The following is a 22,117-nucleotide window of genomic DNA, read 5'->3' as shown; positions in this document are numbered from 1 at the left end:
GCACAGGATCAGCATTCATCAACTTGAAGGGATGGATCTCACGACAGGAATCTGCAATCGCCAATGCGCAACAGACCCGTTAATGATCATGTGAGAGGACACGAAAAGCCAGGGTGGTTCTCCACGGAAAGGATCCAATGCATCCAATTCGCTGGGATTTGTTGTCATAAGGGAGACAAGCCACCTTCAACCCTTCCCAAGGAAACTCCAACAAACTCGGTAGTTGTGACACCGACCCTTTGAAGCCACATCAGCGTTGATTCAGAACGCGCGGAGAACCAACTCCGAATGCCTCGCGCTTCGCGTTCAGCCTGGCAACAAAGCCACGCGCTGACATCCCATCAATCGTTCTGACCAGCTCGAGGCGTAGGCGTGGTTGGCGGCCTGCTGTTCTGGATCTTCAGTGGTGAGGGGATGAGGCATCGTGCCTGCGATTGCTGCATTTGTAACGCAGAACATCGACTTCTGGAAACTGACGCAGATCTGCACATGCGCATCCGCCTGGCTGCGACCGTGAGTGTCGTACCAACGGCTGAGTTCCTCGGGCAGATTCCTGAACATATCCGACATGCAAAGGCTCGGCGGGATGCCAGCACCCATGCTTGGCACGGGATCGGCGTACAGCGCTCCGTACTTGAACTGACTCTGATCAGCTGCGATCTGACGAGCCTGGGCGTTGTACGACACCGTTCCCAGGAAGGGCATGCCGCGGAAGAACACGGCCTCCACGTAGGGCACAGCCACATCCACCAGGAAGGTGAGACCTGCTTCAGGAGGAAGCAGCCAGACGGACTCACCGCCAACCTCCACTGCGTACTCAATCGGGCTCCCGGCTGCCTTCACGAGGCCATCCCGGATGTGATGCACCACATCCAGCACACAGGCAACTTCGCCGATGCGGTAGCGGCGCGCCAGATCGATGAAGATGTCACTCATCACCCGCCAGAACAGCCCGAGGGCATAAATGGTGGTCATCGACCGGATCGCCTCAGGTGCAAAACCTGGATAAACCGTGTTGACGAGGCGCAGCAATGGGTCTCTGCGGGAACGAAGCGCAATCACCCGACGACAGGCGTCCTGAAAAGACTCTGAATCGAAATAGGCATCCATACCACCGGTGCCATGCCAGAACATGGCCTTCTGGCAGTACTCGGCGTACTCGAAATTGATGCGATCACCCTTGAGGTGCTCCCAGAGACGCCCGAAGGAAAACCCTTCATGGAAGAAGCGCATCACCGGGAAAGGGTTCAGCAGCTGGGTTTTGCCCTGATAAACAAGATTTCTGCTGTAGGCATCGAGAACAACGCCATAACTCTCCAGCACGTTCACCACCTGGAGCAGGTGGTCAGATGTATCGGCCAGCAAAGGGCTGTCAGACAGCAAACGTCGGATCAACTCCTCCTGATCAGGAAGGCTGACGTCGATAGCCTGGGGTCGTTCGGTGGTCGTCATGTGAGCCCTCCGGGTTGAAGCAGTGTGGCGAGTTCACTGAGCTGAGTGGTGGCCGTCTGGCTCAGACCCACCAGAAGATTGGGTGCAACGCCCAAGATCAGGATCAACACGGACATGGTGAGCGCGGGCATCTGCTGCCCTAGGGACACCTGCGTGAGAATGGATGGATTGGGATTCGCACCCGGTGCAACCGCGAGTCGTCCGAAGAAGGCCCTGTTCACGAGCAGCAGGAAGTAAACGGCTGTCAATCCTGATCCCACCATGGACAGAAGCGTGGCCACTGGGAAGAGTTCGAAACTGCCCTTGAACACCAGAAACTCAGAAATGAAGCCGGCCATGCCGGGAATGCCCGCACTGGCCATCACACCGATGATCATCAGTGTTCCTGTCAATGGCAGACCGCGCTGAGGATTGAGAAGACCCCTCAGCACATTGAGATCGCGGGTTCCTGTGCGCTCGTAAACCACACCAACCGCAAGGAAAAGAACGGCCGAAATGAGGCCGTGACTCACCATCTGGAACAACGCACCCATCAGTCCAAGGGGTGTGGCCGCAGCCGCAGCCAGAAGCACGTATCCCATGTGGCCCACGGAGCTGTAGGCCACCATGCGTTTCATGTCGGTCTGGGCGATGGCGGCAAGCGAGCCATACAGCACAGAAACCGCCGCCCAGCCTGCCAACCACGGGGCAGCGACGGACCAGGCCTCAGGGAAAAGCCCCAAACAGAAACGCAGCAGTCCATAGGTGCCCAGCTTGAGCAGAACGCCGGCGAGAAGCACCGACACAGGCGTACTGGCTTCGGTGTGCGCATCCGGAAGCCAAGTGTGGAAGGGAAAAAGTGGAATTTTGATGCCGAAGCCGATGAGGAGAGCCCCCATCAGCACCAACTGGCTCGTCATCCCCATCTGGGCATTCAGAATCGGCCGGATGCCGAAATCAACCGTTCCGGTTACCAGAGCAATGCCCAGGAAGGCTCCCAGAATCAGCACACCGGACACGGCGGTGACGATCAGAAATTTGGTGGACGCATAGGCACGGTTCGCACCACCCCAGATGGCGATCAGCAACCAGAGGGGAATTAGCTCCAGTTCGTAGAAAAGGAAGAAGAGCAGCAGGTTCTGGGCAAGGAAGGCTCCATTCACGGCTCCGCTGATCACTAGCAGCAAAGCGAAATAAAGACGGGGGCGATTGCTGATCGAGCGGGAAGCGAGGGTGGCTACCAGACAGAGCACCCCATTCATGAGCACTAGGGGAAGCGACAGCCCATCAAGAGCGAGGCTGAATTCAAGACCGACCTGGGGCAACCACGGCAGTGTCTCCAGCATCTGCATGCCTGGCTCGACGGCACTAAAAGGAAGCAGCAATGCGAAGCTCAGCACGCATTGAGCCACCAGCGTGATCACACTCAAAGTGCGGACGCGCTCGGAGCTACCTTCGGAGGGGAGAACACTGATCAGCAGTGCTCCAAGGAAAGGGATGAGAAGAAGAATCGTCAGCATGATGACCTCACTGCAGCACCCAGCTCAGGGACATGAGCAGCAGCACAATGGCGGCGATCACGGTGAGCACATACGACTGAGACTGACCACTGATGCTCAGTTTCAGACCCTCTGAACTGGAAAGGGAGAAGCGGGCAAGCCCGTGCAGCACCCCGTCAACGGCATTGCGATCAAACCATCCAGCCAGTCGGGAAAACGTTGCGACGACATTCACGATCGTGACCCGGTAAAAACGCTCCGTGTAGAAGTCGTTGGACAGCAGATCCTGGAACCAGCGGAGGATCGGGTTCAGGGAGCGCGACCAGGCCTTGTTGAGGGGAATGAGGGCGCCAACCAGCAGCCCAGAGGTACCGCTAGCGACTACGAGAGCAGCTGCGGAGGCAGGGAATGCGAGCAGACCATCCAGGGATTCCAGCCGGATGAGAAGCAGAGGCGTCAGCAGCACGATCACCGTGAGCGCGACCATGGGCAAGGCCATCTGCCAGTTGACCTCTGCAGCCCGTCGGGTCTTCGCCAGCGAGGGGCCGAGGAACACCTGGCGGAACACCCGGGTGAGATTTAGAGCCGTCAGTGCGTTGGTGATCAGAAAAACGGGAACAAAGATTGTTGCCCTGGCTCCCACCAGTTCCACGGCCTGAGCGAAGCAGAGAAAGCCTCCGAGCGGCAGCAGGCCCACCAGACCGGCGCCTCCCACGAGGAAGGAACCGGTTGTGGCCGGCATCCGACCGCCAAGGCCACCAAGTTCTGTGATGTCCTGGCAGTTAGTGGAGGCAATCACACCCCCCACACTCATGGAGAGCAGGGCTTTGGAGACAGCGTGGGCGTACAGCAACAGCAGAGCAAGAACGGGCACCTGCAGAGAGATCGCGATGAACACCAAGCCGAGATAAGCCGTTGTGGAATACGAGAGGGTGCGCTTGATATCAACCTGGGCAATCGACACAAGGGAACCACCGATCGCGCTGATCACGCCAATCACCTGGAGCACCACAAGCGTGACGGGAGCATGTTGCAGCAGAGGCATCACCTTCAGCAGCACGATCGCGCCGCAGGTCACCACCACTGAGTTGCGCAGAATCGACGCCGGATTGGGACCCTCCATGGCCTCATCAAGCCAGAGATGCATGGGGAACTGAGCACACTTGCCGGTGGGGCCAGCGATCAAGCCAAGGCCAAGCAGTGTGGCCGCGAGAGGCGTGAGCGTGTCGCGCGCAGACCAGGCATAGAGATCCTGAAAACCGGTCACACCTGACCAGGCCGTGAGTGCCACCACACTCATCAGCAACATCACATCACCGACGCGCTTGGTGAGGAATGCATCCCGAGCGGCGGTGACTACCAGAGGCTGGGCGTACCAGAAACCCACCAACAGATAGGTGGACAGAGTCAGCATTTCCAGCAGGAAGTAGCTCTGGAACAGCGAGTCGCTCAACACCACACCCGACATGGCTCCCTCAAAGAAACCCAGCAACGCAAAGAAACGAGCCAAAGCCCATTCCTTGTCCATGTAGCCGAGGGAATACAGCTGGGAAAGCAGGCTGAGCCCGGTGATCAGCTCGAGTGCTGACACGTTGGTCAGGGAGAGGCTGAAGCTGATCTCAAGATTGAGATCACCCACCGTGAGCCAGGGCATGCCAATCACAGCAGGGCCCGTCGCCATCACATCCCTCAGCACCAGACTGCCGTGGATGACGGCGATCAGGGTGAGCAGGATATTGAGATAGGCCGGAGGACGATGGGCGTCACGCCGAAACCAGCCGAATGCCCAGGGGAGGGACACGAGCATCCCAGCAAATCCATACAAAGGGATCAGCCAGGCGGTCTGAAGGGGCAGCGAAAGTGCTGAAGTCAAAGCAACGAGACCGAAGGGGTCGTTGTAGGGCGTATTGGCCGGGGAATCTAATCTGAAAAGGTCCCCTAAGAGTGTGTCGATCAGCTGCGTCGTCGCACATTGGTAGCGACGAGGGCGGGTTCAACCTCTTGGTGAGGGCGCGCAATGATATGGGCGGCCACGAGACCGTCGCCGACACGTTCACAGGCATCGGCACCAGCCCGCACTGCAGCGTTCACAGCACCGGTTTCACCACGCACCATCACCGTGACGTAACCACCGCCCACATACTCACGGCTAATCAGCTGAACTTCCGCCGCCTTTGTCATCGCGTCAGCGGCTTCGATGGCGGGGACCATGCCGCGGGTCTCGATCATGCCCAGGGCTATGCCCTGCACTGACGGCTGGGGAGCTGAGGCGACAGCTTTGGAAGCACCGCCCGATCCCGACGCACCAGACGCGCTACGCGTGGTGCTGCGGGTGGTCGACGCACGGGAGGCACTGGCACGTGCCGTGGTGCTGCGACGGGTCGTCGTCGTGGATTTGCTGCTGGCCACAGGCGTCACATCGACGGTGGCCGAAGACGCCGCTGCATCTGCCTTGCTCGCAGCAGGCTTGGCGGCAGAGCTGGACGACGATGTCTTGGCTGCCTGAGACGCTCGAGCGGATGCCGAAGAGGAAGCAGACGAGCGACGACGGGGAGCAGGAGTGGCCATGAACAGGGAAAAATGGGATGGAACGGTGAAGCTGGAGGTGATCAGTTATCCATCCGGCATCCAATGATCGATGATCCCGCCGATCGTGAGATCAGTGAGCACGGTGTTATCGGGACAGGCATGACGTGCGGCTGAACCGCTAGCGGTGAACACCCAGTTGCCCTCACGGGCACCGACGGGATCCACAGCCACAAGCTTTTTGCCTTTGTTGTTTTGGAGAATGCGCAGGTGCATGTGATCGAGTCCGGCCACCCGATAAGTGCAGACCAGCGTTCCCATCACCTGCATGATCTCCATTAGGAGGGATCTCCTTGTTTGGGCTCCGTGGTGGACTTGGCCGGCGACGGTGCCACTGAGGGAGAGGGTTTCGGTGGATCGGGTTCCCAATGGTCAATGATGCCGACAATGGTCAGATCACTGGGATATGACTTACTGCCAGCCGCCTCCCGGGCCGCGGAGCTGCTCACACAGATGACCCAGTCACCGGGTTTGGCGCCCACGGCATCGACAGCCACCTTTTTGGCACTGCCGTCTTGCACCACCTGCAGATGCTTGTGTTCGAAATCGGGAATCCGGTTCGTAGAAACGAGCGGCTTCAGGACCTTGACGATCAGCATGGTCAGTGAGCCTCCTGCTGGACGGGATCGAGTGTGGAACCTACCGCCACCGCCGGTAGGGGCTGGTCGCGGTCGCGGATGGTGAGAAGGGTGTGAAGCAGACCGTCCTTCACCAGCGATGCGTAGCGCTCGTTGATGGCTTGCTGGATGCGTTGGCAATCAGCAATGGCTCGCTCCCGGGCACCAGGAACACGACCGGAATAGTCGAAGCGAACCACCACGGGAATTGGCAGATCCCTGGAGACATTCAGACCCTTAAAGATCTTCACGCCCACATCCAAATCAGGAGCACCCTGCTCGACCGTATCGAGGTGAGCGAAATACGTGAGATTGCGCAGATGCACCTCCTTGAAGCCAATGCCCACACCAATGAAACGCTCGGCATGGCCAGCGTCGGGGTAGGGCCCGCGATGGAGGGAGCGCACGTAATCCTGTTGGGAGATGTTGTTGATCAACATGCGAGTGATGAATGCCACCATCCCGTCATCTGGGGATGACGAGGCATGCGTTCTCACGGCCGCTTCAACCGCCTCGAGAGCCTGTTGGCGTGTAAGTGGTGCGGTGCTCTCATAGAGAGCTGAAGCGCACAGCCATTGATCCAGGCGAATCTCACCCTCTGCATCAGGAACATGCACGCGGATGGCGTCGGTGTCCGTGTCGAGTCCGATCAGCAGCAAATCGACGGAAGCACCACAGCAGAAGCTGTTCTCAACGGCTTCGCGGAAATCGTGAAGACGACGCAATCCTGAAGATGCGGCCAGAGCATCATCACTGCCATGGGCAGCGCAACCCTGGTGGGTGGGATCCAATGAGCTGAAGTGGTAAGTGACCACTTTCAGATAACGGGTCGGCGCGTGAGCTTCATTGGGATGCTGCTCGCGATACCGACGATGTTCGGTCTTGACCCAGCGGTTGACGGTGTTCTCGATGTCGAACATCGCACCGGCATGGGACCGGCGCCGAACCGCACTGAAAGGAATGCGCAGGGCGTAAACAATGGTGTGGGCGAGGCGACCATCGGCGCAGGGGGTCACATCCAGAAGATGAAAGCCACACTCCAATAGGAACGCATTGAAGGCATTGGACGCAGCGCTGCCTGAAGCCCCTTGTAGAGGATCATCCTGGAAAAAACGCTCACTGAAGAGCTGATGCGACTGAAACACGCACCATGCGAAGAGTGCTCGCATGTCGAGGGGGCGAACCCAGGACAGTTCAAGGATGTGATCCGGCAGATCAAAACCAAGCTCAGCCCGCGCAAGCCGCTGAGCCTGGGTCAGAAAATCTGGCTCATGCTGAAGAGCAGAGACCTGCTTCAGCAGCGGAACGATGCGATCGAAACGACCTTTGACCTCAAGTTCATAGGCCTGAAGCCTCTGATTGGATTGTTGGTCCGTCAGAGGGTGAAGATCTTGCGACCAGGGCAAAGTCGTTCGGCTGAGATTGACCGCTGGACGCGATTTGGTCTCACCACGTCTGACCCAGCCAGGTTGCTGATGCACAACTGGACGACGTTGGTCGGCCTTGGAGCGCAAACGACCAGCTGACGCTGATCCACTGGAAAGCCGTGCAGCTTTGCCCGAGACCGTCAGAGCCTGCCTGCGTTGCAGAGCGGACAGACGCGTGGTGGATTCACTCGAGGAAGTCAAGGACTCCCCCGCAGATCCCTGATCGGGGTCCGCGGCTGGCGTCACCATGGATTGAAGCTGACGCCTCGTTGGGGCTGTGGGGGCAAGAGCTCGCCCGCCACGGGAAGGCTTGGAGCGAACCATGCGCGCATCAACCCCTTGCGCCACCGGAGACGGTGATCAGGGACCCCTTTTCAGTGTTGCCGCTGGAACCGGTCACACGGCTCACAGGCCATTCAGTTTCCTCGTTGCGCTTGCGCTCGAAAGGAGACATGGCGCTCATCGGGCCAGGGCGGCTGGGGTTACGACGACGAGCCGAAGCACCCTCGGTACCCGTGACATGCTCACCACGATCCCAGTCATCACCTGTGATCTTGGTGGAGGATCCCTCTCCGGTCACCCGGGATGCGGGCTTCTCTGAGGGCTCGCTAACCACAGCCACGGTGGGCTGGAACTGACGCTGCTGACGGTTTTGAAAGTCGCGGTTGTCGAAGCGGAATTGCTCCGTGCCAGTCACCTTGCCGCCAGCCATGTCAAAAGGGCCGGTGATCCGGTTCCCTTGCTCGTAGGACGTACCGGTCACGCCGGAGCGAGCCTCACGCTGCTGCTGGGCTGCACGGGCAGGGGACACCACGCTGAAACGAGTCCAGGGTGCACCTTCAGGGGATTCACCATGGGTGTCGGTGCCGGCAGGAGCATCAGCGCCACAGGCGGCGGCGAGCTGGTCAGCACCGACATAAGGGGTCCCTGTCACAGCTTCACAAGCGCCGCGCTGATCACCCGTCATCACACCGCCCACTCCGGGCTGGATGCCGGTCAAGGCAGCAGAAGGCGTGCCCGCACGCACGGGAGTGCGCTCAAGGATGGCCTGGACTGCGGGGGTGCCGCAGTGTTGGCCGGCCTGCTCGAGACCTGCATAAGGAGTTCCGGTCACGGCCTGGCAGCTGCCAGGCTCATCGCCAGTCACAATCTCCGATCGACCCGTACGGGTGCCGCTCACTACCTGGTTGCGATTGGTGATGCTGAAGCCAACTTTGGCGGCTTCTGGCTCGGGCTTGCTTCCACAGAAAGCATTCACCTGCTCAGCACTGACGTACTGATCGCCCGTCACGCGGTGGCAGGAGCCGAACTCGTCACCGGTGACCTGCGCCGAGCGGCCCACCATCGTGCCAGTCACACCAGTGCCAGACAGGGTTCCGGAGAGGCCCACCTTGGCGGCAGGTCGTCCTTCGGGCAAGGGATCAGAACCCAAGTACTGATCACCGGTGAGATTGCGTGCAGCACCGGCTTCATCGCCGGTGACGCTGGCGGAACGACCGACCATCACACCGCTCACAGGTCGGCCCTGCAGGGTGAGGCTGTGACCCACCTTGCGGGGAGAAGGATGAGAGGCACCGCAATAAGCAGCGGCTTGGTTGGCGGAGATGTATTCGGTGCCGGTCACCGTCTTGCAAGTGCCGGGCTCATCACCGGTGACCTTGCCGGAACGGCCGACTTCATTCCCCGTGACACGGTTGCCGTGACTTGTCGCGGTGACGCGAACCTTGGCCGGGGTGGTCGGCTCAGGAGCAGATTGGCAGAAGGTCTGGAACACCTCGGCGCCCAGGTATTCCGTGCCGGTGATGGAGCGACAGGTGCTGGCTTCATTGCCGGTGGTCTTCACCGAGCGGTTGGCCTGAGTCCCGGTCACGGTCTGGCCTCCAGTGGTGGTGCTTTCACCCACTTTCCAGTGGGCATCAGCAGCAGCTGCCTGCTTTGCACCATGACGGTTAGGACCGGTAGGGCGGGTCACACCAGCACTCTGCTTGTTGCGGGCGCCGGCTTTGGCGCGGAGCTCTCGCACCTGTTGTGCCAGCTCACGACTCGTGAGATCGGGGTTGGCCTGACGGGCGACGGCAGCAGCACTGGTGGGTTGCTTGCCGGCGGTCTTGCCATGCTTCGCCATCGCTTCACGACGCGCCAGCACGAGAGCGCGGCTGGGGTTCTCGATCGCCCGACGCTTGGGTATTGCCGACCGGCGCTCGATCCGAGCAGTCAACTGAACCTTGGCAGCGGGAGGTGCGGAGAGCTCAGTTTTCTCAGCAGCGCGCTTGCCGCCGCAGCCGCAGGATTTGGTCTCCTGAGGTGCAGATGCAGCGACAGGATTCGACTGCTTCGCAACATCGGAACGGTTGCGGTCTTTGCTGGTATCAGCGGATTTGCCACGACGTGACAAGGCTTCACGACGAGCCAACACCAAGTCACGACTTGGATGGCGCTGGGCCTTCACCTGGGAACGAACAGGAGCGGTCGACGAGCTCAGTGTTGCCGAACGTCGCGGAGCAACAGCGACGGGAGCGGCTGGCACGGACACATCGGAGTGGTCGGCATTCGCATTGGTGCGGGTCGCTCTGGCATCAGAGGCGGTACGCACCCGATTGGCACCGCCATGAGCGGCGACAGACGCTTTCTTACCGGAAGTGGTCAGCGCCTTACGGCGCTCAAGTGCGAGTTCGCGACTGGAGAGTCTTGCCATGTCCGCCCGAGGATTTCGACGTGAATTGAAGGAACACCTGTCCCTTCGGAAAAAACTGGAGCCCTGAACTGAATCAGGGCTCTGAACCAAATGATCCGGAGATCAGCGGCCTTCGAAGACCACGAAGCAGGCACCCTGGCTCTGGGTGTAAGCGTCGTAGCCAACGATGCGCACGTGGTGGTCGGGATAAGCGCGATGGCAAGCCTCGAGCTCGCTCACCACAACGTTGAGATCCTTCTCACCGAAGAAGGGGAGCTTCCAATACGACCAGTAAGTGGCCATGCAGTTGCTGGGGTGAACGTGCTCGACAAGCGGGCTCCAACCCTGGGCAATGATGTAGGCGATCTGGTCGTAGATCTCGTCCTGGGTCATCGGCGGGAGAAAGCCGAAGGTCTCCAGGGTGGCGACTGTTTGATAGTCACCCACGGTGCTCTGGAAAGGCATGGGGATCCTGGGTGTAAGAGAAGGGGATGGCCGGTTCCATCAACCGGCCGTTGAGACGATCAGTTCTGAACGTCGAGCTTGTCGACGGTGTCGAACTCGAACTTGATTTCCTTCCAGGTCTCGAGGGCGATGGCCAGCTCGGGGCTGTGCTTCGCGGCTTCCGTGAGGATGTCGCGGCTCTCTTTCTCGAGATGACGGCCGGCGTTGCGTGCCTTGACGCAAGCCTCGAGGGCCACACGGTTGGCAGCAGCACCTGCAGCGGAGCCCCAGGGGTGACCATGGGTACCACCACCGAACTGAAGAACGGAGTCGTCGCCGAAAATGGTGACCAGGGCAGGCATGTGCCACACGTGGATACCGCCGGAAGCAACGGCAAACACGCCAGGCATGGAACCCCAGTCCTGATCGAAGAAGTTGCCGCGGCTGCGGTCTTCGGGCACGAAGGATTCGCGCAGCTGGTCGATGTAACCAAGGGTGGTCTGACGATCACCTTCCAGTTTTCCGACCACGGTGCCGGTGTGCAGCTGATCACCACCGGACAGACGCAGACACTTGGCGAGAACGCGGAAGTGGATGCCGTGCTTGGGGTGACGGTCGATCACCGCGTGCATGGCGCGGTGGATGTGCAGCAACATGCCGTTCTTACGGCACCACTTCGACAGACCGGTGTTGGCCGTGAAGCCACCAGTGATGAAGTCGTGCATGATGATTGGCATACCGAGTTCCTTGGCGAACTCAGCGCGCTCATACATCTCTTCGGGAGTGTTGGCGGTCACGTTGAGGTAGTGACCCTTGCGCTCGCCGGTCTCCTGCTCGGACAGCTTGATGGCTTCCGCAACAAATTCGAAGCGGTTCTGCCAACGCTGGAAGGGCTGGGAGTTGATGTTCTCGTCGTCCTTGGTGAAGTCCAGACCGCCACGCAGGCACTCATAAACAACGCGGCCGTAGTTCTTACCGCTCAGGCCGAGCTTCGGCTTGATGGTGCAACCCAGCAGAGGGCGGCCGTACTTGTTCATGCGGTCGCGCTCGACCTGGATGCCGTTCGGCGGGCCGTAGCAGCTCTTGATGAACGCCATCGGGAAGCGGATGTCTTCCAGACGGAGGTGGCGCAGCGCCTTGAAACCAAACACGTTGCCGACCAGTGAGGTCAGGACGTTGGTGATGGAACCCTCTTCGAACAAGTCGAGGGGGTAGGCGATGAAGGCATAGAACGACTCCTTGTCACCAGGGACGTCTTCGATGCGGTAGCAACGGCCTTTGTAAAAGTCGAGGTCGGTGAGGAGCTCGGACCACACAGTGGACCAGGTGCCGGTGGAGGATTCAGCAGCCACAGCAGCGGCGACTTCTTCCTTGGGCACACCTTCCTGGCCGGTGCACTTGAAGCAGGCCAGCAGGTCGGTGTCGAGGGGGACGTAATCAGGAGTCCAGTAGGTATCCCTGTACTCCTTGACCCCAGCGTCGTACTTCTTGCTCATGAGAAAACTCCGTTTAGTCGGTGAAGGGGGTGAGACGTTGCAACCTCAAATCAGAGGTTCAGCCGATCTCAGTCCTTCTGACCAAGGAAGTTGCCGTTGCCCAGTGCAGGCTCCACTTCGCGGTGGGGGCGGGCGATGATGTGTGCAGCAACGAGGCCGTCGCCCACGCGCTCACAGGCATCGGCGCCAGCACGCACAGCTGCGTTCACTGCACCGGTCTCGCCGCGAACCAGAACGGTGACGTAACCGCCGCCGACGAACTCACGACCAATCAGGCGCACTTCGGCAGCCTTGGTCATGGCGTCAGCTGCTTCGATCGCGGGGACGAGGCCGCGTGTCTCGATCATGCCGAGAGCGATGCCCATGGTTTCGTTAGCCATTGCCTACCGGGAAAAGGGGTGGAATGTTCGCGGGTGAGACTGCTTTGCCGCAGGGGATGGCGTCAAGGGCTAGCGAGCAATTCCCGGATCACTGTCCGTAGTGAACCTGATAAGCCACGCTGATCACCCTGTCGTGGACTGATCCAGAGAACTGTGGCAAGGGATGTGAGCAGGCCAGCACAAACGGTTGACGATGGCGACAAGGTGGTCCCGTTTACATTCCGTAAAGCTTCCCGACGGCTCTCTGTCGCCCCATCCCACACAATGGTGCTCCTCCGCAGAGCCGTGCCTTGCGCACCCTGATCATCGCCAGCGGCAATCCGCACAAGGTTGCTGAAATTGAATCGATGCTCGGGCCGATTGCCATCGAAGTTCAACGCCAACCTCCGGATCTTGAGGTCGAGGAGACGGGATCCACTTACCTGGAGAACGCACGCCTGAAGGCCTGCGCGGCTGCCGAACGCACGGGCTGCTGGGCTCTCGCCGATGATTCGGGTCTGGAAGTGGACGCCCTCGATGGAGCTCCGGGTCTGTTCACTGCCCGATTTGCTGCATCAGATCCCGAGAAGCTGTCGCGCTTGACGGAGGCGATGCAGGGAATCCCCTATCGAAGTGCCTGTTTTCGCAGTGCCATGGTGCTCTGTTCACCGGATGGTGAGTGCGACGAGGAAGCCGAAGGGTTCTGCTGGGGCGAGCTGCTTCAGGAGCCCGCTTATGCCGGAGGCGGCATCGAGTCGCTGTTCTGGGTGCGAGAAGCCGGTTGCAGTTATGGAGAACTGAACACAGCGCAGCTGACCAAGCTCGGTAGTCGAGGCAAAGCTGCTCGAGCGCTTGCACCGGGCCTAAGGCGACGTCTCCATCTGCACTAACGCTTGAACTGATTGCTCAACTCGACTTGCTCAACTCAACGCTGGGTGGAGCGTCGATTCACCATGTCGATGGCCCGCATGGCCGCTGCAGCCGCCTCCTCCACATCACCTTCCCGGCCGGCAAGGGTGAGGCGACCGAAAGCACCCACCGCCTTCACGTCCACAAGGGTGATGTTCGATGCCTTTTCGGCTTCGTTTGCGGCGATCAACACGTAGCCGGCCGGTTCAGTTTCCAGAATGAACATGCTCATCCCTGCTTCGATCATCGAACCGCGGCGGTTCTGACGATTGATCAACACCGCATGGTCGGGCGTGATGGCTCGGATCACTTCGGTCCAGCTCACTTCAGCGGGACTGCGCTGCTCGATGGAGCTGCCGATAGCCTCCAGCACCACATCTCCGGAATGGAGCACCGTGCTCTGATCGCGGTGATACAGGGCCATGGATCCGAAGGCCCGCTCCACCACCATCTGACCGAGGCGCACGTTGCTGGCCTTGAGGGCAATATCTGTGACACGGTGCACAGCCATACCAGGTGACACCTCCATCCAGAGGCAGGCATCTCCCGGTATGGGAAGGAAACCTTGGCTCACGGAACCCATATAGGCCGCGAGTTGTGGCTGCAGTGAATCGATGAAGACATGCGTGCGCAGTTCAATCGACTGCACATGGCTGTTCCGCCGCGTGAAGCGTGAAGACTCCGAATCGGTGGTGACCACGCAGCTTGCACCACTGGCGGAGGGATTGACCTCCGTTCCAGTGACGAGAGCGCTTCCGCCGACCCGCCGCTCCCTGGCGTCGAAGCCGGCGAAACGATTCATGGCGGGGATGTTACTCGAAGCTCTCCAGAAATCAGGGAATGGGCGCTTGCGCAGCTGGACACAGCCGATACCTTCAGCCCAGCTGCCTTTTGAGCCATGGCTCCGACACGCCAAACCGCTGAAGAGCCAGGTCAACTCTTGACAGAGATCAATGCCGAGCAGGCCCTCGGCCTGGTGAGCTATCGGCTCATGCAGCGACTCGCCAGCGAAGGGCAGGGAGAACTCCCCTGGATCGAAGCGGAGGAAAGCGGTCCCAGCATCATGGTGCGACAACTGCGCCACAGATTGGAATTGACGTCGCTTGCTATCGAAACCGGCGCCCCTCTCACCACATCAGAGGTGACCTATCTGCTCGGGGCACGCCCGGGCAGCGAAGTCGTTGAACGCGGAGGCCTGCAGGCCCGTCGCGTGAGCCGCAACGTCTGGCGCCTGACCCGCATGGAAGAGGCCGAAAGCCACTCCAGCGCACACTTCGTTGAGAATCGCTTCCGCCGCAGACTCTGAGCCCAATGCGGGTTTGTCTTGGCATGCCATGTGCGTAGAACAGCGGTGGTCGCCAGCTGGGCGATCACCCTCGATTGGGTGTGCAGCTCGACAGTCCACCCCGGTGGACCGTTGTCTGAAAGCGCGTTAGCGGAAACAACCTGAACCGCAGTGATCCCAAAGAGTTTCGATCACTTGGCTCGCTCAGCTCATTTGTGGTCATGGTGATAACAGGAAAAGCTCGGGAATCGCCATGGGCGCGAATCTGCAAAAGGAGTCAGGACCTCGGGAGGTGTTCTGTGGCCTGACCTCAATCGTGTGGCTGCATCGCCGCATGCCGGATGCGTTCTTCCTGGTGGTCGGGTCCCGCACCTGCGCCCATCTGATCCAGAGCGCCGCCGGCGTGATGATCTTCGCGGAACCGCGCTTTGGCACCGCGATCCTCAGCGAACGCGATCTAGCGGGCCTCGCCGATGCCCATGACGAGCTCGACCGTGTGGCTCGGGAACTTCTGCAACGTCGACCGGAAATTCGCACCCTGTTTCTTGTGGGGTCCTGCCCCAGTGAGGTGATCAAGCTGGATTTAGCTCGTGCCGCCGAACGCCTGAATGAGGAGCTTCAAGGGCGTGTGCGAGTCGTGAATTACTCCGGCAGTGGGATCGAGACCACCTTCACCGATGGCGAGGATGGCGCTCTCGCAGCACTGGGTCCGCTGCTGCCCAGCACTGACGAGCGTCAGTTGCTGTTGGTCGGAACCCTCGCCAATGCGGTGGAAGACCGCCTGATCCACCTCTTCACACGCCTGGGCATCCAGACGGTGCACAGCCTGCCGCCTCGGCAATCAACGGACTTACCAGCGGTGGGACCCGGCACGACGGTTCTGCTCACCCAGCCGTTTCTGAGCAACACCGCGCGGATGCTTCGCGATCGCGGCGCACGCGTGTTGAGTGCACCCTTTCCGCTCGGAGCAGAGGGCAGTCGCCGATGGATGGAGACCGCCTGCCGAGACTTCAACCTGCCAGCCGATCGGGTGGCGGAGGTGCTCGATCCCCTCGAACGGCGGGCCCATCAGGCCCTGGCGCCACACCGCCAGATTCTCGAAGGCAAACGGATTGTCCTGCTGCCTGAATCGCAGCTCGAGCTCTCGCTTGCACGCTTTCTGCAGCGTGAATGCGGCATGGAGTTGGTGGAGGTGGGCACGCCGTATCTCAACCGTGAGCTGATGGCCGAAGAGTTGGCGCTGCTTCCTGAAGGCACCACGGTGATGGAAGGACAACACGTCGATCGCCAGCTGGACCGCGTTCGCGACAGCCAGCCGGATCTTGTGGTCTGCGGCATGGGCCTGGCCAACCCTCTTGAAGCGGAAGGCATCACCACCAAGTGGTCGATCGAACTTGTGTTCAGTCCCATCCATGGGATCGATCAGGCCGGTGATCTGGCCGAATTGTTCTCGAGACCCCTGCGCCGGCGTCAGCGCATCGAACCAGCACTGCATCCCACAGCGCCTCAACCCTCTGTTCACGTCTGAAATCCCATGCAACTCACGCTCTGGACCTATGAAGGCCCGCCGCATGTGGGGGCCATGCGCATCGCCGCATCCATGCGCGACGTGCACTACGTGCTGCATGCACCACAAGGGGATACCTATGCCGACTTGTTGTTCACGATGATCGAACGGCGAGGGGAGCGCCCACCGGTCACCTACACCACCTTTCAGGCCAGGGATCTGGGAGGCGACACTGCCGAACTGGTGAAGCGAACGGTGCGAGAAGCGGCCGAGCGCTTTCAACCTGAAGCACTGCTCGTTGGAGAGAGTTGCACCGCTGAACTGATTCAGGACCAACCCGGTGCCTTGGCCAAGGGGATGGACCTGACAATGCCGGTGGTGCCTTTGGAACTGCCTGCATACAGCAAGAAAGAAAATTGGGGAGCAGCCGAAACGCTGTATCAACTAACCCGCAGCCTGCTGAAGCCACAGGTGCCGGATCAGCCGCAGCACAACACAGAGGCCTGGAAAACTGAGGGCCGGCGGCCGCGGGTGAATCTGCTTGGACCCTCGCTACTTGGATTCCGCTGCCGCGATGACGTGCTCGAAGTGCAGCGGTTGTTGACTCTTCATGGCGTGGATGTCGGCGTGGTGGCTCCCCTTGGCGCCAGTGTGGATGACATCCAACGCCTGCCTCAGGCGGATCTCAACGTTTGCCTGTACCCAGAAATTGCCGAATCCAGTTGCAGCTGGCTGGAGCGGAATTTCGGCACCCCGTTCACGCGCACGGTCCCCATCGGCGTTGGCGCCACGCACGCCTTTTTGGTGGAGCTCCACACCCTGCTTGGGATGGAGCCGCCGGCACCCGACGAAGGTTATCGACGTTCACGCTTGCCCTGGTACTCCGAATCAGTGGATTCGACTTATCTCACCGGAAAACGCGTGTTTATTTTTGGCGATGGCACCCACGCCCTAGCTGCCGCACGCATCTGCCAAGAGGAGCTGGGCTTCGAGGTGGTCGGCCTTGGCACCTACAGCCGTGAGATGGCACGGGCGGTACGGGCTGCTGCGAAGCAACTGGGCCTGGAGGCCCTGATCACGGATGACTATTTGGAGGTGGAGGCCGCTATGGCGGAGACAGCGCCGGAGCTGGTGCTGGGAACGCAAATGGAACGCCACAGCGCCAAACGGCTAGGACTTCCCTGCGCGGTAATCAGCACACCGATGCACGTGCAAGACGTCCCCGCACGCACCAGTCCTCAGATGGGATGGGAAGGGGCCAACGTGATCTTTGATGCCTGGGTGCACCCCTTGATGATGGGTCTGGAGGAGCATCTGATCGGCATGTTCCGCCACGACTTCGAGTTTGTGGATGGACATCAGAGCCATCTCGGCCACAGCGGAGGATCGGGCGCAAGCGCTGAAATGCCCACAGCATCAAGTGCGGATCAAGCCACAGCGTCCACAGGTCTGACTTGGACCGCGGATGGCGAAGCAGAGCTGCGCAAGATTCCATTTTTCGTTCGCGGCAAAGTGCGACGCAACACAGAGTCTTATGCACGCGAGCAGGGCCATCTGGAGATCAGTAGCGAAACGCTCTATGACGCCAAAGCCCACTACAAGGCATGAGCATTTGCACTCAATTTTTTTATTTTTACCATTTAAAAATGGACGGATATTCTGATGTCAGCGGGAGCAGATCTTTGATTTCTCGTTGTAAATGAGCATCAGTCCATGAACTGCTGTTGAATGAAACCAAACCCATTGGAGAAGGGTGCTGAATGACCACGACCCTGAGGCGGCCGGCAGACGGCGAAGGAAGCGTGCAGGTCCACCAGGATCCGGGCATGGAGATCACCGAGGAAACCCTGGTGATTGCTGTGTACGGCAAAGGGGGGATCGGCAAATCCACCACCTCCTCCAACCTCTCCGCCGCCTTTTCCAAATTGGGCAAGCGGGTGCTGCAAATCGGATGCGACCCAAAGCACGACAGCACCTTCACGCTCACTCATCGGATGGTGCCGACCGTGATCGACATCCTTGAAGAAGTGGACTTCCACAGCGAAGAACTCCGACCTGAAGACTTCGTCTTCAACGGCTTCAACGGAGTTCAGTGCGTCGAAAGCGGCGGCCCGCCGGCTGGCACGGGCTGTGGTGGTTATGTCACTGGCCAGACGGTGAAGCTGCTCAAAGAGCACCATCTGCTTGAGGACACCGACGTGGTGATCTTTGACGTGCTCGGCGATGTGGTTTGTGGTGGATTTGCTGCACCGCTGCAGCACGCCAACTACTGCTTGATTGTGACGGCGAATGATTTTGATTCCATCTTCGCCATGAACAGAATCGTGGCCGCGATTCAGGCCAAAGCCAAAAATTACAAAGTGCGGCTTGGTGGCGTGGTGGCCAATCGTTCGGCAGACACCGATCAGATCGATAAGTTCAACACCCGCACAGGCCTGAAAACCATGGCCCATTTCCGAGACGTGGACGCCATCCGACGGTCACGCCTGAAGAAGTGCACCATCTTCGAAATGGATCCTGCCGATGAAGGGGTGAGCGCTGTTCAACAGGAATACCTCAGGCTGGCGCAGTCAATGCTTGAGTCGGTTGAGCCCTTAGAAGCTGAGCCTCTCAAAGACAGAGAGATCTTCGACCTGCTCGGCTTCGACTGATGGTGATGCCTGGCTCAGCCCTCGTTGCTGAGCCCCACCAACGCCATCGACAGATCCCAAACCTTTGACGCGGTTTCGGGGTCAGTGGCCTTCTCGGATAGTTCCTGACGGAACTGTTCGCCGTCTTTTTTCTGACGGTTACCCCAGCTCCAGTGCACACCAGATTCGGCGAAATCTGGATGGGAAACCACCTGGGCGACCCGCTCACCGGCCAGCGCTTGGGTGACGTACCCACCTGTGATGTTCTTCTGAAACCAGGGGAAAATCACCTGGAAGGCCCGTGGCGTGTTGCGAAACAGGGGCGTATCGGCCACACACCCTGGATAGAGCGATGAGAAGGTGATGCCGGTCTCCGCATGAAGACGCCGATGCAGCTCCTGCGTCGTGATCATGTTGCAGAGTTTGCTGTCTTTGTAGGCCTTGCCGGGCTTGAACGGCTTGCCGCTGGCCATGGCAATGGGGTCTTTGAACCCGGCTTCAAAGCCGGATAGGTCGCCGAGGTCGGCGGGAGCAGGGATAGGGATCTTGCCACCCAGCTCCTTGGAATTCGCCGTCACGGTTCCAAGGATCACAACACGGCGGGATGGATGCGTGGAAGCTTGCAGACGATCCATCAGCAGATGAATCAGCAAGAAGTGGCCGAAATGGTTGGTGGCCATTGAAATTTCATAGCCCTGAGGAGAATGCTCCGGCTGCTTCAGCTTGGGCTTGTACACGGCTGCGTTGCAGACCACGGCATCCAGACGCTCGGGCAAGGCATCCACGGCCCGACGCACGCTGTCGAGATCACCCAAATCCATCAACACATGCTGAAGCCGCTCCTTGGGAAGATCCAGCGCATCAGCAGCAGCAGCAGCGCGTTGCGGACTGCGGTTGGCGGTCATCACCGTCCAACCCTGCTGCACTAAGGCTCGCGTGGCATTAAGACCGACCCCGGAGGTGGTGCCGGTGATCAGAACGGTGCCAGGGGCGGACATCGCATCAGTCCAAGGAGGGCGTCAGTCTGAACGCCAGCCGAAACCAGCGGCATGCTTCGGTCACGAATCTCAGCGGGCTGGACCGTCAGCGCAACAGTCCGGCTGAGCCATCCAAACGGCTTTGAAGCAAGACCCGCGTCCAGGGAAAACAGCACACACTGAGGAGAACGTGCTGATTTGCTGTGCTGAATCTGATCCTTGCGACAGCCCTGACCTCGGCTGGAGCGGCATGCCCCCAACAGGTGGTGGATCGCCTCGATGACCTGTACCGATGGCACCTCGCTGCTCAGGCAGATCAACATCGCGGTGACCTCACACTGCAGAAACAAACGTTCACGCCTGAGCTTTACGACCAACTCGACCGTGCCTGGGATCTCGACCCGCGGGTGGATGGAGCCTTTCTCGACTTCGTGGTGTTCAGCGGAACCCAAGTGACAACCTTCGGGGCCGATGTGATCGGCTGCCACAAGCTCTACCCCGCAGCGAATGGATTTTTTCCAGACGTGATCGCAGCATCCGTGGCCGTGCAGACAGGTCTCAGAGGACGCGCATCAGAAAGACCCCAGCAACTCTCCTATCGCCTGATTCGATCGGACAACGGCTGGGTGATCAGCGACCTTGTTTACAACCACCAAAACGGAACCAGCAGCAGCCTCTCCGGCCTGCTTCGGTTGATCCTGTTAACAGCGTCGAACAGCCGCAACTGAGATTGACCGATGTGACGAGAGGTTGAGACGCGCAAATGCTTCTTTAGATTTCCTTTAGGTTTTTCCACCTTGTTGTTGCGAGCAGCCGTGGCTCCCTCGAGAAAAGATCTTGGCCTCCTGGCCAGCACCTTCCTATTGGGCCTCGGCCTTCTGCAGCTGATGCTCGGAACGTTTGGTTTCTAGTGGCCACCAAACCAACCCCTGGAGTGGCCAACGCGCAGAAAGAAGCTGAGCGGTCTCCCCACAGAACCGCAACCAAAGAATCCTTCGGTGACCAGATCGAAGAACAGACGCTCAGCAGAAGAACAGACGCTCAGCAGTCGTAAACCAATGATCCCCGTTGTGCTCTGGTCTCAGCGTCGCTTTCCTTCATCTGAGACTCGTCGTAATTCAACGCCTGCAACGGACACCCTGGCGCCCTGAAGGGCGGGTGCTTGCCGTCGTCAATCCATTCACCAACAGGTTGACCATGTGCGGTGTGAATCAGCATCCCATCGATGCAGCATCAAACCCTCTTTATCGCTACTGAACGCATCTGCCACCCCCATGTCAGCAGTTGCCCGCCTCAAAACGAGGGGTGTCTTCATTGCTGGCTACAAACGATGAATTGTTCAGACAGCCTCAATCTGTTGCCAGGGATCCGCCGCCGTACCATGCTCGAAATCACACACATGCATGGGTTACAGAATTGCGGTTGGATCAGAAGGTGGAGCATTCCGCGATGTTGATCTCCACGACGACCTTGAAGATGCAATGGACGCACTGAACAGATTGATCAACCAAAAAAACTGGAAGGAGCCCGACTTAGTTGTCTCTTTGTTTGACACAAAATCTGGAAAGAGAATGGCCCAATACGGTCTGCAGGACTTCAACTACGAAGAGGCTTCATCCAACACCTGACCCTCCACAACCTCTTTGGCCTTTAGGTAAGGAAACGCTGTGGGGGTTGCCGATTCCACTTCAACTGCCCACCGGGGGATGAGTGAGAGGTTGAGACCCTGCTTTCGCTTCAGCGCCAGATCACGCGCAACCGATTGGGAGCAATCCACTGCTCCTGCTCATCCATCAACCGCTTCTCGCCTCCAAGAGTGAATAGCGAGTCAAAGCGATGCTGCAGTCCCTGCAATTTATTGGCCTCAACATCCACCACAGCAGCAAGCTCCCCATGGCGATCAAGCCTTTCTTGATAGGCCACTGAAAGCCGCACGAGGCTCACAGACCCCAAAAAGATCAACCCCACCTTCACAGCGAGAGCGAGGGTGCTGCACAACAGCTCCCGACGATCGTTCTGATGCTGAAGCAGAGCGGCCAAAGAGGCAGCGTCAGGCGCGGATGGAACAGCTTTGTGCATGTCCGCTTGTAACGCGAGGACCCGGACCTGCCAAGAGGACCTGTTCCATCCCGATGCACTCAGGCGCGGTAAAGGCTCACGCAGAGACGCAAGGCCAGAACGCCGGCGTGAGCAGCGACCACGAGAGCGATGAAAATTTCGGTCTGGGTGATTGAGCTGACCATGTCGGATCCACGAAACACACGCATTCTTTCGTG

The 22,117-nt window shown here is 59.5% G+C and carries 22 protein-coding genes; 7 read left to right on the top strand and 15 right to left on the bottom strand.

Annotated elements, in window-relative coordinates:
* Positions 1 to 306: 306 nt before the first annotated feature.
* The 11 genes from SynA1825c_RS05305 to SynA1825c_RS05255 form a co-directional block, all read right to left on the bottom strand.
* Positions 307 to 1,452: a CO2 hydration protein gene (locus SynA1825c_RS05305; protein WP_186470607.1), complete on the bottom strand. Its 1,146-nt coding sequence runs from the start codon at positions 1,450 to 1,452 to the stop codon at positions 307 to 309.
* Positions 1,449 to 2,954, bottom strand: coding sequence for an NADH-quinone oxidoreductase subunit M (locus SynA1825c_RS05300; RefSeq protein ID WP_186471038.1), 1,506 nt, complete (start codon positions 2,952 to 2,954; stop codon positions 1,449 to 1,451). The genes SynA1825c_RS05305 and SynA1825c_RS05300 overlap by 4 nt, the downstream gene beginning before the upstream one ends.
* A 4-nt stretch (positions 2,955 to 2,958) precedes the next feature.
* Complete coding sequence (locus SynA1825c_RS05295) at positions 2,959 to 4,803, bottom strand: NAD(P)H-quinone oxidoreductase subunit F (RefSeq protein WP_186470606.1); 1,845 nt, start codon at positions 4,801 to 4,803, stop codon at positions 2,959 to 2,961.
* An 80-nt stretch (positions 4,804 to 4,883) separates the two neighbouring features.
* A complete protein-coding gene (locus SynA1825c_RS13730) occupies positions 4,884 to 5,498 on the bottom strand; it encodes a BMC domain-containing protein (protein WP_186470605.1) in 615 nt (204 codons plus the stop codon).
* 45 nt (positions 5,499 to 5,543) lie between these two features.
* On the bottom strand, positions 5,544 to 5,795 hold the full coding sequence (locus SynA1825c_RS05285) for a carboxysome peptide B (RefSeq protein WP_186470604.1): 252 nt from the start codon (positions 5,793 to 5,795) through the stop codon (positions 5,544 to 5,546).
* The gene (locus SynA1825c_RS05280) at positions 5,795 to 6,115 is read right to left on the bottom strand and encodes a carboxysome peptide A (RefSeq protein ID WP_186470603.1); all 321 of its coding nucleotides are present in this window, start codon (positions 6,113 to 6,115) and stop codon (positions 5,795 to 5,797) included. The genes SynA1825c_RS05285 and SynA1825c_RS05280 overlap by 1 nt, the downstream gene beginning before the upstream one ends.
* A gap of 2 nt (positions 6,116 to 6,117) precedes the next feature.
* Positions 6,118 to 7,884: a carboxysome shell carbonic anhydrase gene (locus SynA1825c_RS05275; RefSeq protein WP_186470602.1), complete on the bottom strand. Its 1,767-nt coding sequence runs from the start codon at positions 7,882 to 7,884 to the stop codon at positions 6,118 to 6,120.
* Positions 7,885 to 7,891: 7 nt separating this feature from the next.
* Complete coding sequence (locus SynA1825c_RS05270) at positions 7,892 to 10,255, bottom strand: CsoS2 family carboxysome shell protein (protein ID WP_186470601.1); 2,364 nt, start codon at positions 10,253 to 10,255, stop codon at positions 7,892 to 7,894.
* Between the two features lie 102 nt (positions 10,256 to 10,357).
* Positions 10,358 to 10,699 carry a ribulose bisphosphate carboxylase small subunit gene (locus tag SynA1825c_RS05265; protein ID WP_011363748.1) on the bottom strand — a complete coding sequence of 114 codons (342 nt, stop codon included), beginning with the start codon at positions 10,697 to 10,699 and terminating at the stop codon, positions 10,358 to 10,360.
* Positions 10,700 to 10,758: 59 nt separating this feature from the next.
* Positions 10,759 to 12,174 carry a form I ribulose bisphosphate carboxylase large subunit gene (locus SynA1825c_RS05260; protein WP_011363747.1) on the bottom strand — a complete coding sequence of 472 codons (1,416 nt, stop codon included), beginning with the start codon at positions 12,172 to 12,174 and terminating at the stop codon, positions 10,759 to 10,761.
* A gap of 68 nt (positions 12,175 to 12,242) precedes the next feature.
* On the bottom strand, positions 12,243 to 12,554 hold the full coding sequence (locus SynA1825c_RS05255; RefSeq protein WP_006169870.1) for a BMC domain-containing protein: 312 nt from the start codon (positions 12,552 to 12,554) through the stop codon (positions 12,243 to 12,245).
* Positions 12,555 to 12,844: 290 nt separating this feature from the next.
* Here SynA1825c_RS05255 and SynA1825c_RS05250 point away from each other — a divergent pair, with 290 nt between their 5' ends.
* Positions 12,845 to 13,423, top strand: coding sequence for a non-canonical purine NTP pyrophosphatase (locus SynA1825c_RS05250; RefSeq protein WP_186470600.1), 579 nt, complete (start codon positions 12,845 to 12,847; stop codon positions 13,421 to 13,423).
* Positions 13,424 to 13,458: 35 nt separating this feature from the next.
* On the opposite strand, the gene SynA1825c_RS05245 is transcribed toward SynA1825c_RS05250, so the two are convergent.
* Positions 13,459 to 14,244 (bottom strand): BMC domain-containing protein, encoded by a 786-nt coding sequence (locus tag SynA1825c_RS05245; RefSeq protein ID WP_186470599.1) that lies wholly within the window; start codon positions 14,242 to 14,244, stop codon positions 13,459 to 13,461.
* 96 nt (positions 14,245 to 14,340) lie between these two features.
* Here SynA1825c_RS05245 and SynA1825c_RS05240 point away from each other — a divergent pair, with 96 nt between their 5' ends.
* The 4 genes from SynA1825c_RS05240 to bchL all read left to right on the top strand — a co-directional run bounded on the left by SynA1825c_RS05240 (position 14,341) and on the right by bchL (position 18,885).
* Positions 14,341 to 14,748, top strand: a complete 408-nt coding sequence (locus SynA1825c_RS05240) for a hypothetical protein (protein WP_186470598.1) — start codon at positions 14,341 to 14,343, stop codon at positions 14,746 to 14,748.
* Positions 14,749 to 14,980: 232 nt separating this feature from the next.
* Entirely contained in the window at positions 14,981 to 16,255 is a 1,275-nt protein-coding gene (locus tag SynA1825c_RS05235) for a ferredoxin:protochlorophyllide reductase (ATP-dependent) subunit N (RefSeq protein WP_186470597.1), read from the top strand.
* A gap of 6 nt (positions 16,256 to 16,261) precedes the next feature.
* A complete protein-coding gene (locus SynA1825c_RS05230) occupies positions 16,262 to 17,842 on the top strand; it encodes a ferredoxin:protochlorophyllide reductase (ATP-dependent) subunit B (protein WP_186470596.1) in 1,581 nt (526 codons plus the stop codon).
* A 152-nt stretch (positions 17,843 to 17,994) separates the two neighbouring features.
* The gene (bchL, locus tag SynA1825c_RS05225; protein ID WP_186470595.1) at positions 17,995 to 18,885 is read left to right on the top strand and encodes a ferredoxin:protochlorophyllide reductase (ATP-dependent) iron-sulfur ATP-binding protein; all 891 of its coding nucleotides are present in this window, start codon (positions 17,995 to 17,997) and stop codon (positions 18,883 to 18,885) included.
* A 14-nt stretch (positions 18,886 to 18,899) separates the two neighbouring features.
* Here the strand turns inward: bchL and SynA1825c_RS05220 are convergent, their stop codons facing one another.
* Positions 18,900 to 19,862, bottom strand: coding sequence for a protochlorophyllide reductase (locus SynA1825c_RS05220; RefSeq protein ID WP_186470594.1), 963 nt, complete (start codon positions 19,860 to 19,862; stop codon positions 18,900 to 18,902).
* 182 nt (positions 19,863 to 20,044) lie between these two features.
* On the opposite strand from SynA1825c_RS05220, the gene SynA1825c_RS05215 reads away from it, so the two are divergent.
* Together SynA1825c_RS05215 and SynA1825c_RS05210 are read left to right on the top strand one after the other, a co-directional pair.
* The gene (locus SynA1825c_RS05215) at positions 20,045 to 20,569 is read left to right on the top strand and encodes a hypothetical protein (RefSeq protein WP_186470593.1); all 525 of its coding nucleotides are present in this window, start codon (positions 20,045 to 20,047) and stop codon (positions 20,567 to 20,569) included.
* 675 nt (positions 20,570 to 21,244) lie between these two features.
* Positions 21,245 to 21,469 carry a hypothetical protein gene (locus SynA1825c_RS05210; RefSeq protein WP_186470592.1) on the top strand — a complete coding sequence of 75 codons (225 nt, stop codon included), beginning with the start codon at positions 21,245 to 21,247 and terminating at the stop codon, positions 21,467 to 21,469.
* 109 nt (positions 21,470 to 21,578) lie between these two features.
* Here SynA1825c_RS05210 and SynA1825c_RS05205 read toward each other — a convergent pair whose 3' ends face one another.
* Together SynA1825c_RS05205 and psaM are read right to left on the bottom strand one after the other, a co-directional pair.
* Positions 21,579 to 21,920, bottom strand: coding sequence for a hypothetical protein (locus tag SynA1825c_RS05205; RefSeq protein WP_186470591.1), 342 nt, complete (start codon positions 21,918 to 21,920; stop codon positions 21,579 to 21,581).
* A gap of 59 nt (positions 21,921 to 21,979) precedes the next feature.
* Positions 21,980 to 22,084, bottom strand: coding sequence for a photosystem I reaction center subunit XII (gene psaM, locus SynA1825c_RS05200; RefSeq protein ID WP_186470590.1), 105 nt, complete (start codon positions 22,082 to 22,084; stop codon positions 21,980 to 21,982).
* Positions 22,085 to 22,117 lie beyond the last annotated feature (33 nt).

The sequence above is a fragment of the Synechococcus sp. A18-25c genome (genome assembly GCF_014280035.1).
In the GTDB taxonomy this organism is placed as follows: Bacteria; Cyanobacteriota; Cyanobacteriia; order PCC-6307; family Cyanobiaceae; genus Synechococcus_C.
This window is presented reverse-complemented; position numbering and strand designations above follow the sequence as displayed.

Coding starts and splice junctions, on each gene's coding strand:
- SynA1825c_RS05305 (WP_186470607.1), bottom strand. CDS start 1,452: ATGACGACCACCGAACGACCCCAGGCTATCGACGTCAGCCTTCCTGAT.
- SynA1825c_RS13730 (WP_186470605.1), bottom strand. CDS start 5,498: ATGGCCACTCCTGCTCCCCGTCGTCGCTCGTCTGCTTCCTCTTCGGCA.
- SynA1825c_RS05285 (WP_186470604.1), bottom strand. CDS start 5,795: ATGGAGATCATGCAGGTGATGGGAACGCTGGTCTGCACTTATCGGGTG.
- SynA1825c_RS05280 (WP_186470603.1), bottom strand. CDS start 6,115: ATGCTGATCGTCAAGGTCCTGAAGCCGCTCGTTTCTACGAACCGGATT.
- SynA1825c_RS05275 (WP_186470602.1), bottom strand. CDS start 7,884: ATGGTTCGCTCCAAGCCTTCCCGTGGCGGGCGAGCTCTTGCCCCCACA.
- SynA1825c_RS05270 (WP_186470601.1), bottom strand. CDS start 10,255: ATGGCAAGACTCTCCAGTCGCGAACTCGCACTTGAGCGCCGTAAGGCG.
- SynA1825c_RS05265 (WP_011363748.1), bottom strand. CDS start 10,699: ATGCCTTTCCAGAGCACCGTGGGTGACTATCAAACAGTCGCCACCCTG.
- SynA1825c_RS05260 (WP_011363747.1), bottom strand. CDS start 12,174: ATGAGCAAGAAGTACGACGCTGGGGTCAAGGAGTACAGGGATACCTAC.
- SynA1825c_RS05255 (WP_006169870.1), bottom strand. CDS start 12,554: ATGGCTAACGAAACCATGGGCATCGCTCTCGGCATGATCGAGACACGC.
- SynA1825c_RS05245 (WP_186470599.1), bottom strand. CDS start 14,244: ATGAATCGTTTCGCCGGCTTCGACGCCAGGGAGCGGCGGGTCGGCGGA.
- SynA1825c_RS05240 (WP_186470598.1), top strand. CDS start 14,341: ATGGCTCCGACACGCCAAACCGCTGAAGAGCCAGGTCAACTCTTGACA.
- SynA1825c_RS05235 (WP_186470597.1), top strand. CDS start 14,981: ATGGGCGCGAATCTGCAAAAGGAGTCAGGACCTCGGGAGGTGTTCTGT.
- SynA1825c_RS05230 (WP_186470596.1), top strand. CDS start 16,262: ATGCAACTCACGCTCTGGACCTATGAAGGCCCGCCGCATGTGGGGGCC.
- bchL (WP_186470595.1), top strand. CDS start 17,995: ATGACCACGACCCTGAGGCGGCCGGCAGACGGCGAAGGAAGCGTGCAG.
- SynA1825c_RS05220 (WP_186470594.1), bottom strand. CDS start 19,862: ATGTCCGCCCCTGGCACCGTTCTGATCACCGGCACCACCTCCGGGGTC.
- SynA1825c_RS05210 (WP_186470592.1), top strand. CDS start 21,245: ATGGGTTACAGAATTGCGGTTGGATCAGAAGGTGGAGCATTCCGCGAT.
- SynA1825c_RS05205 (WP_186470591.1), bottom strand. CDS start 21,920: ATGCACAAAGCTGTTCCATCCGCGCCTGACGCTGCCTCTTTGGCCGCT.
- psaM (WP_186470590.1), bottom strand. CDS start 22,084: ATGGTCAGCTCAATCACCCAGACCGAAATTTTCATCGCTCTCGTGGTC.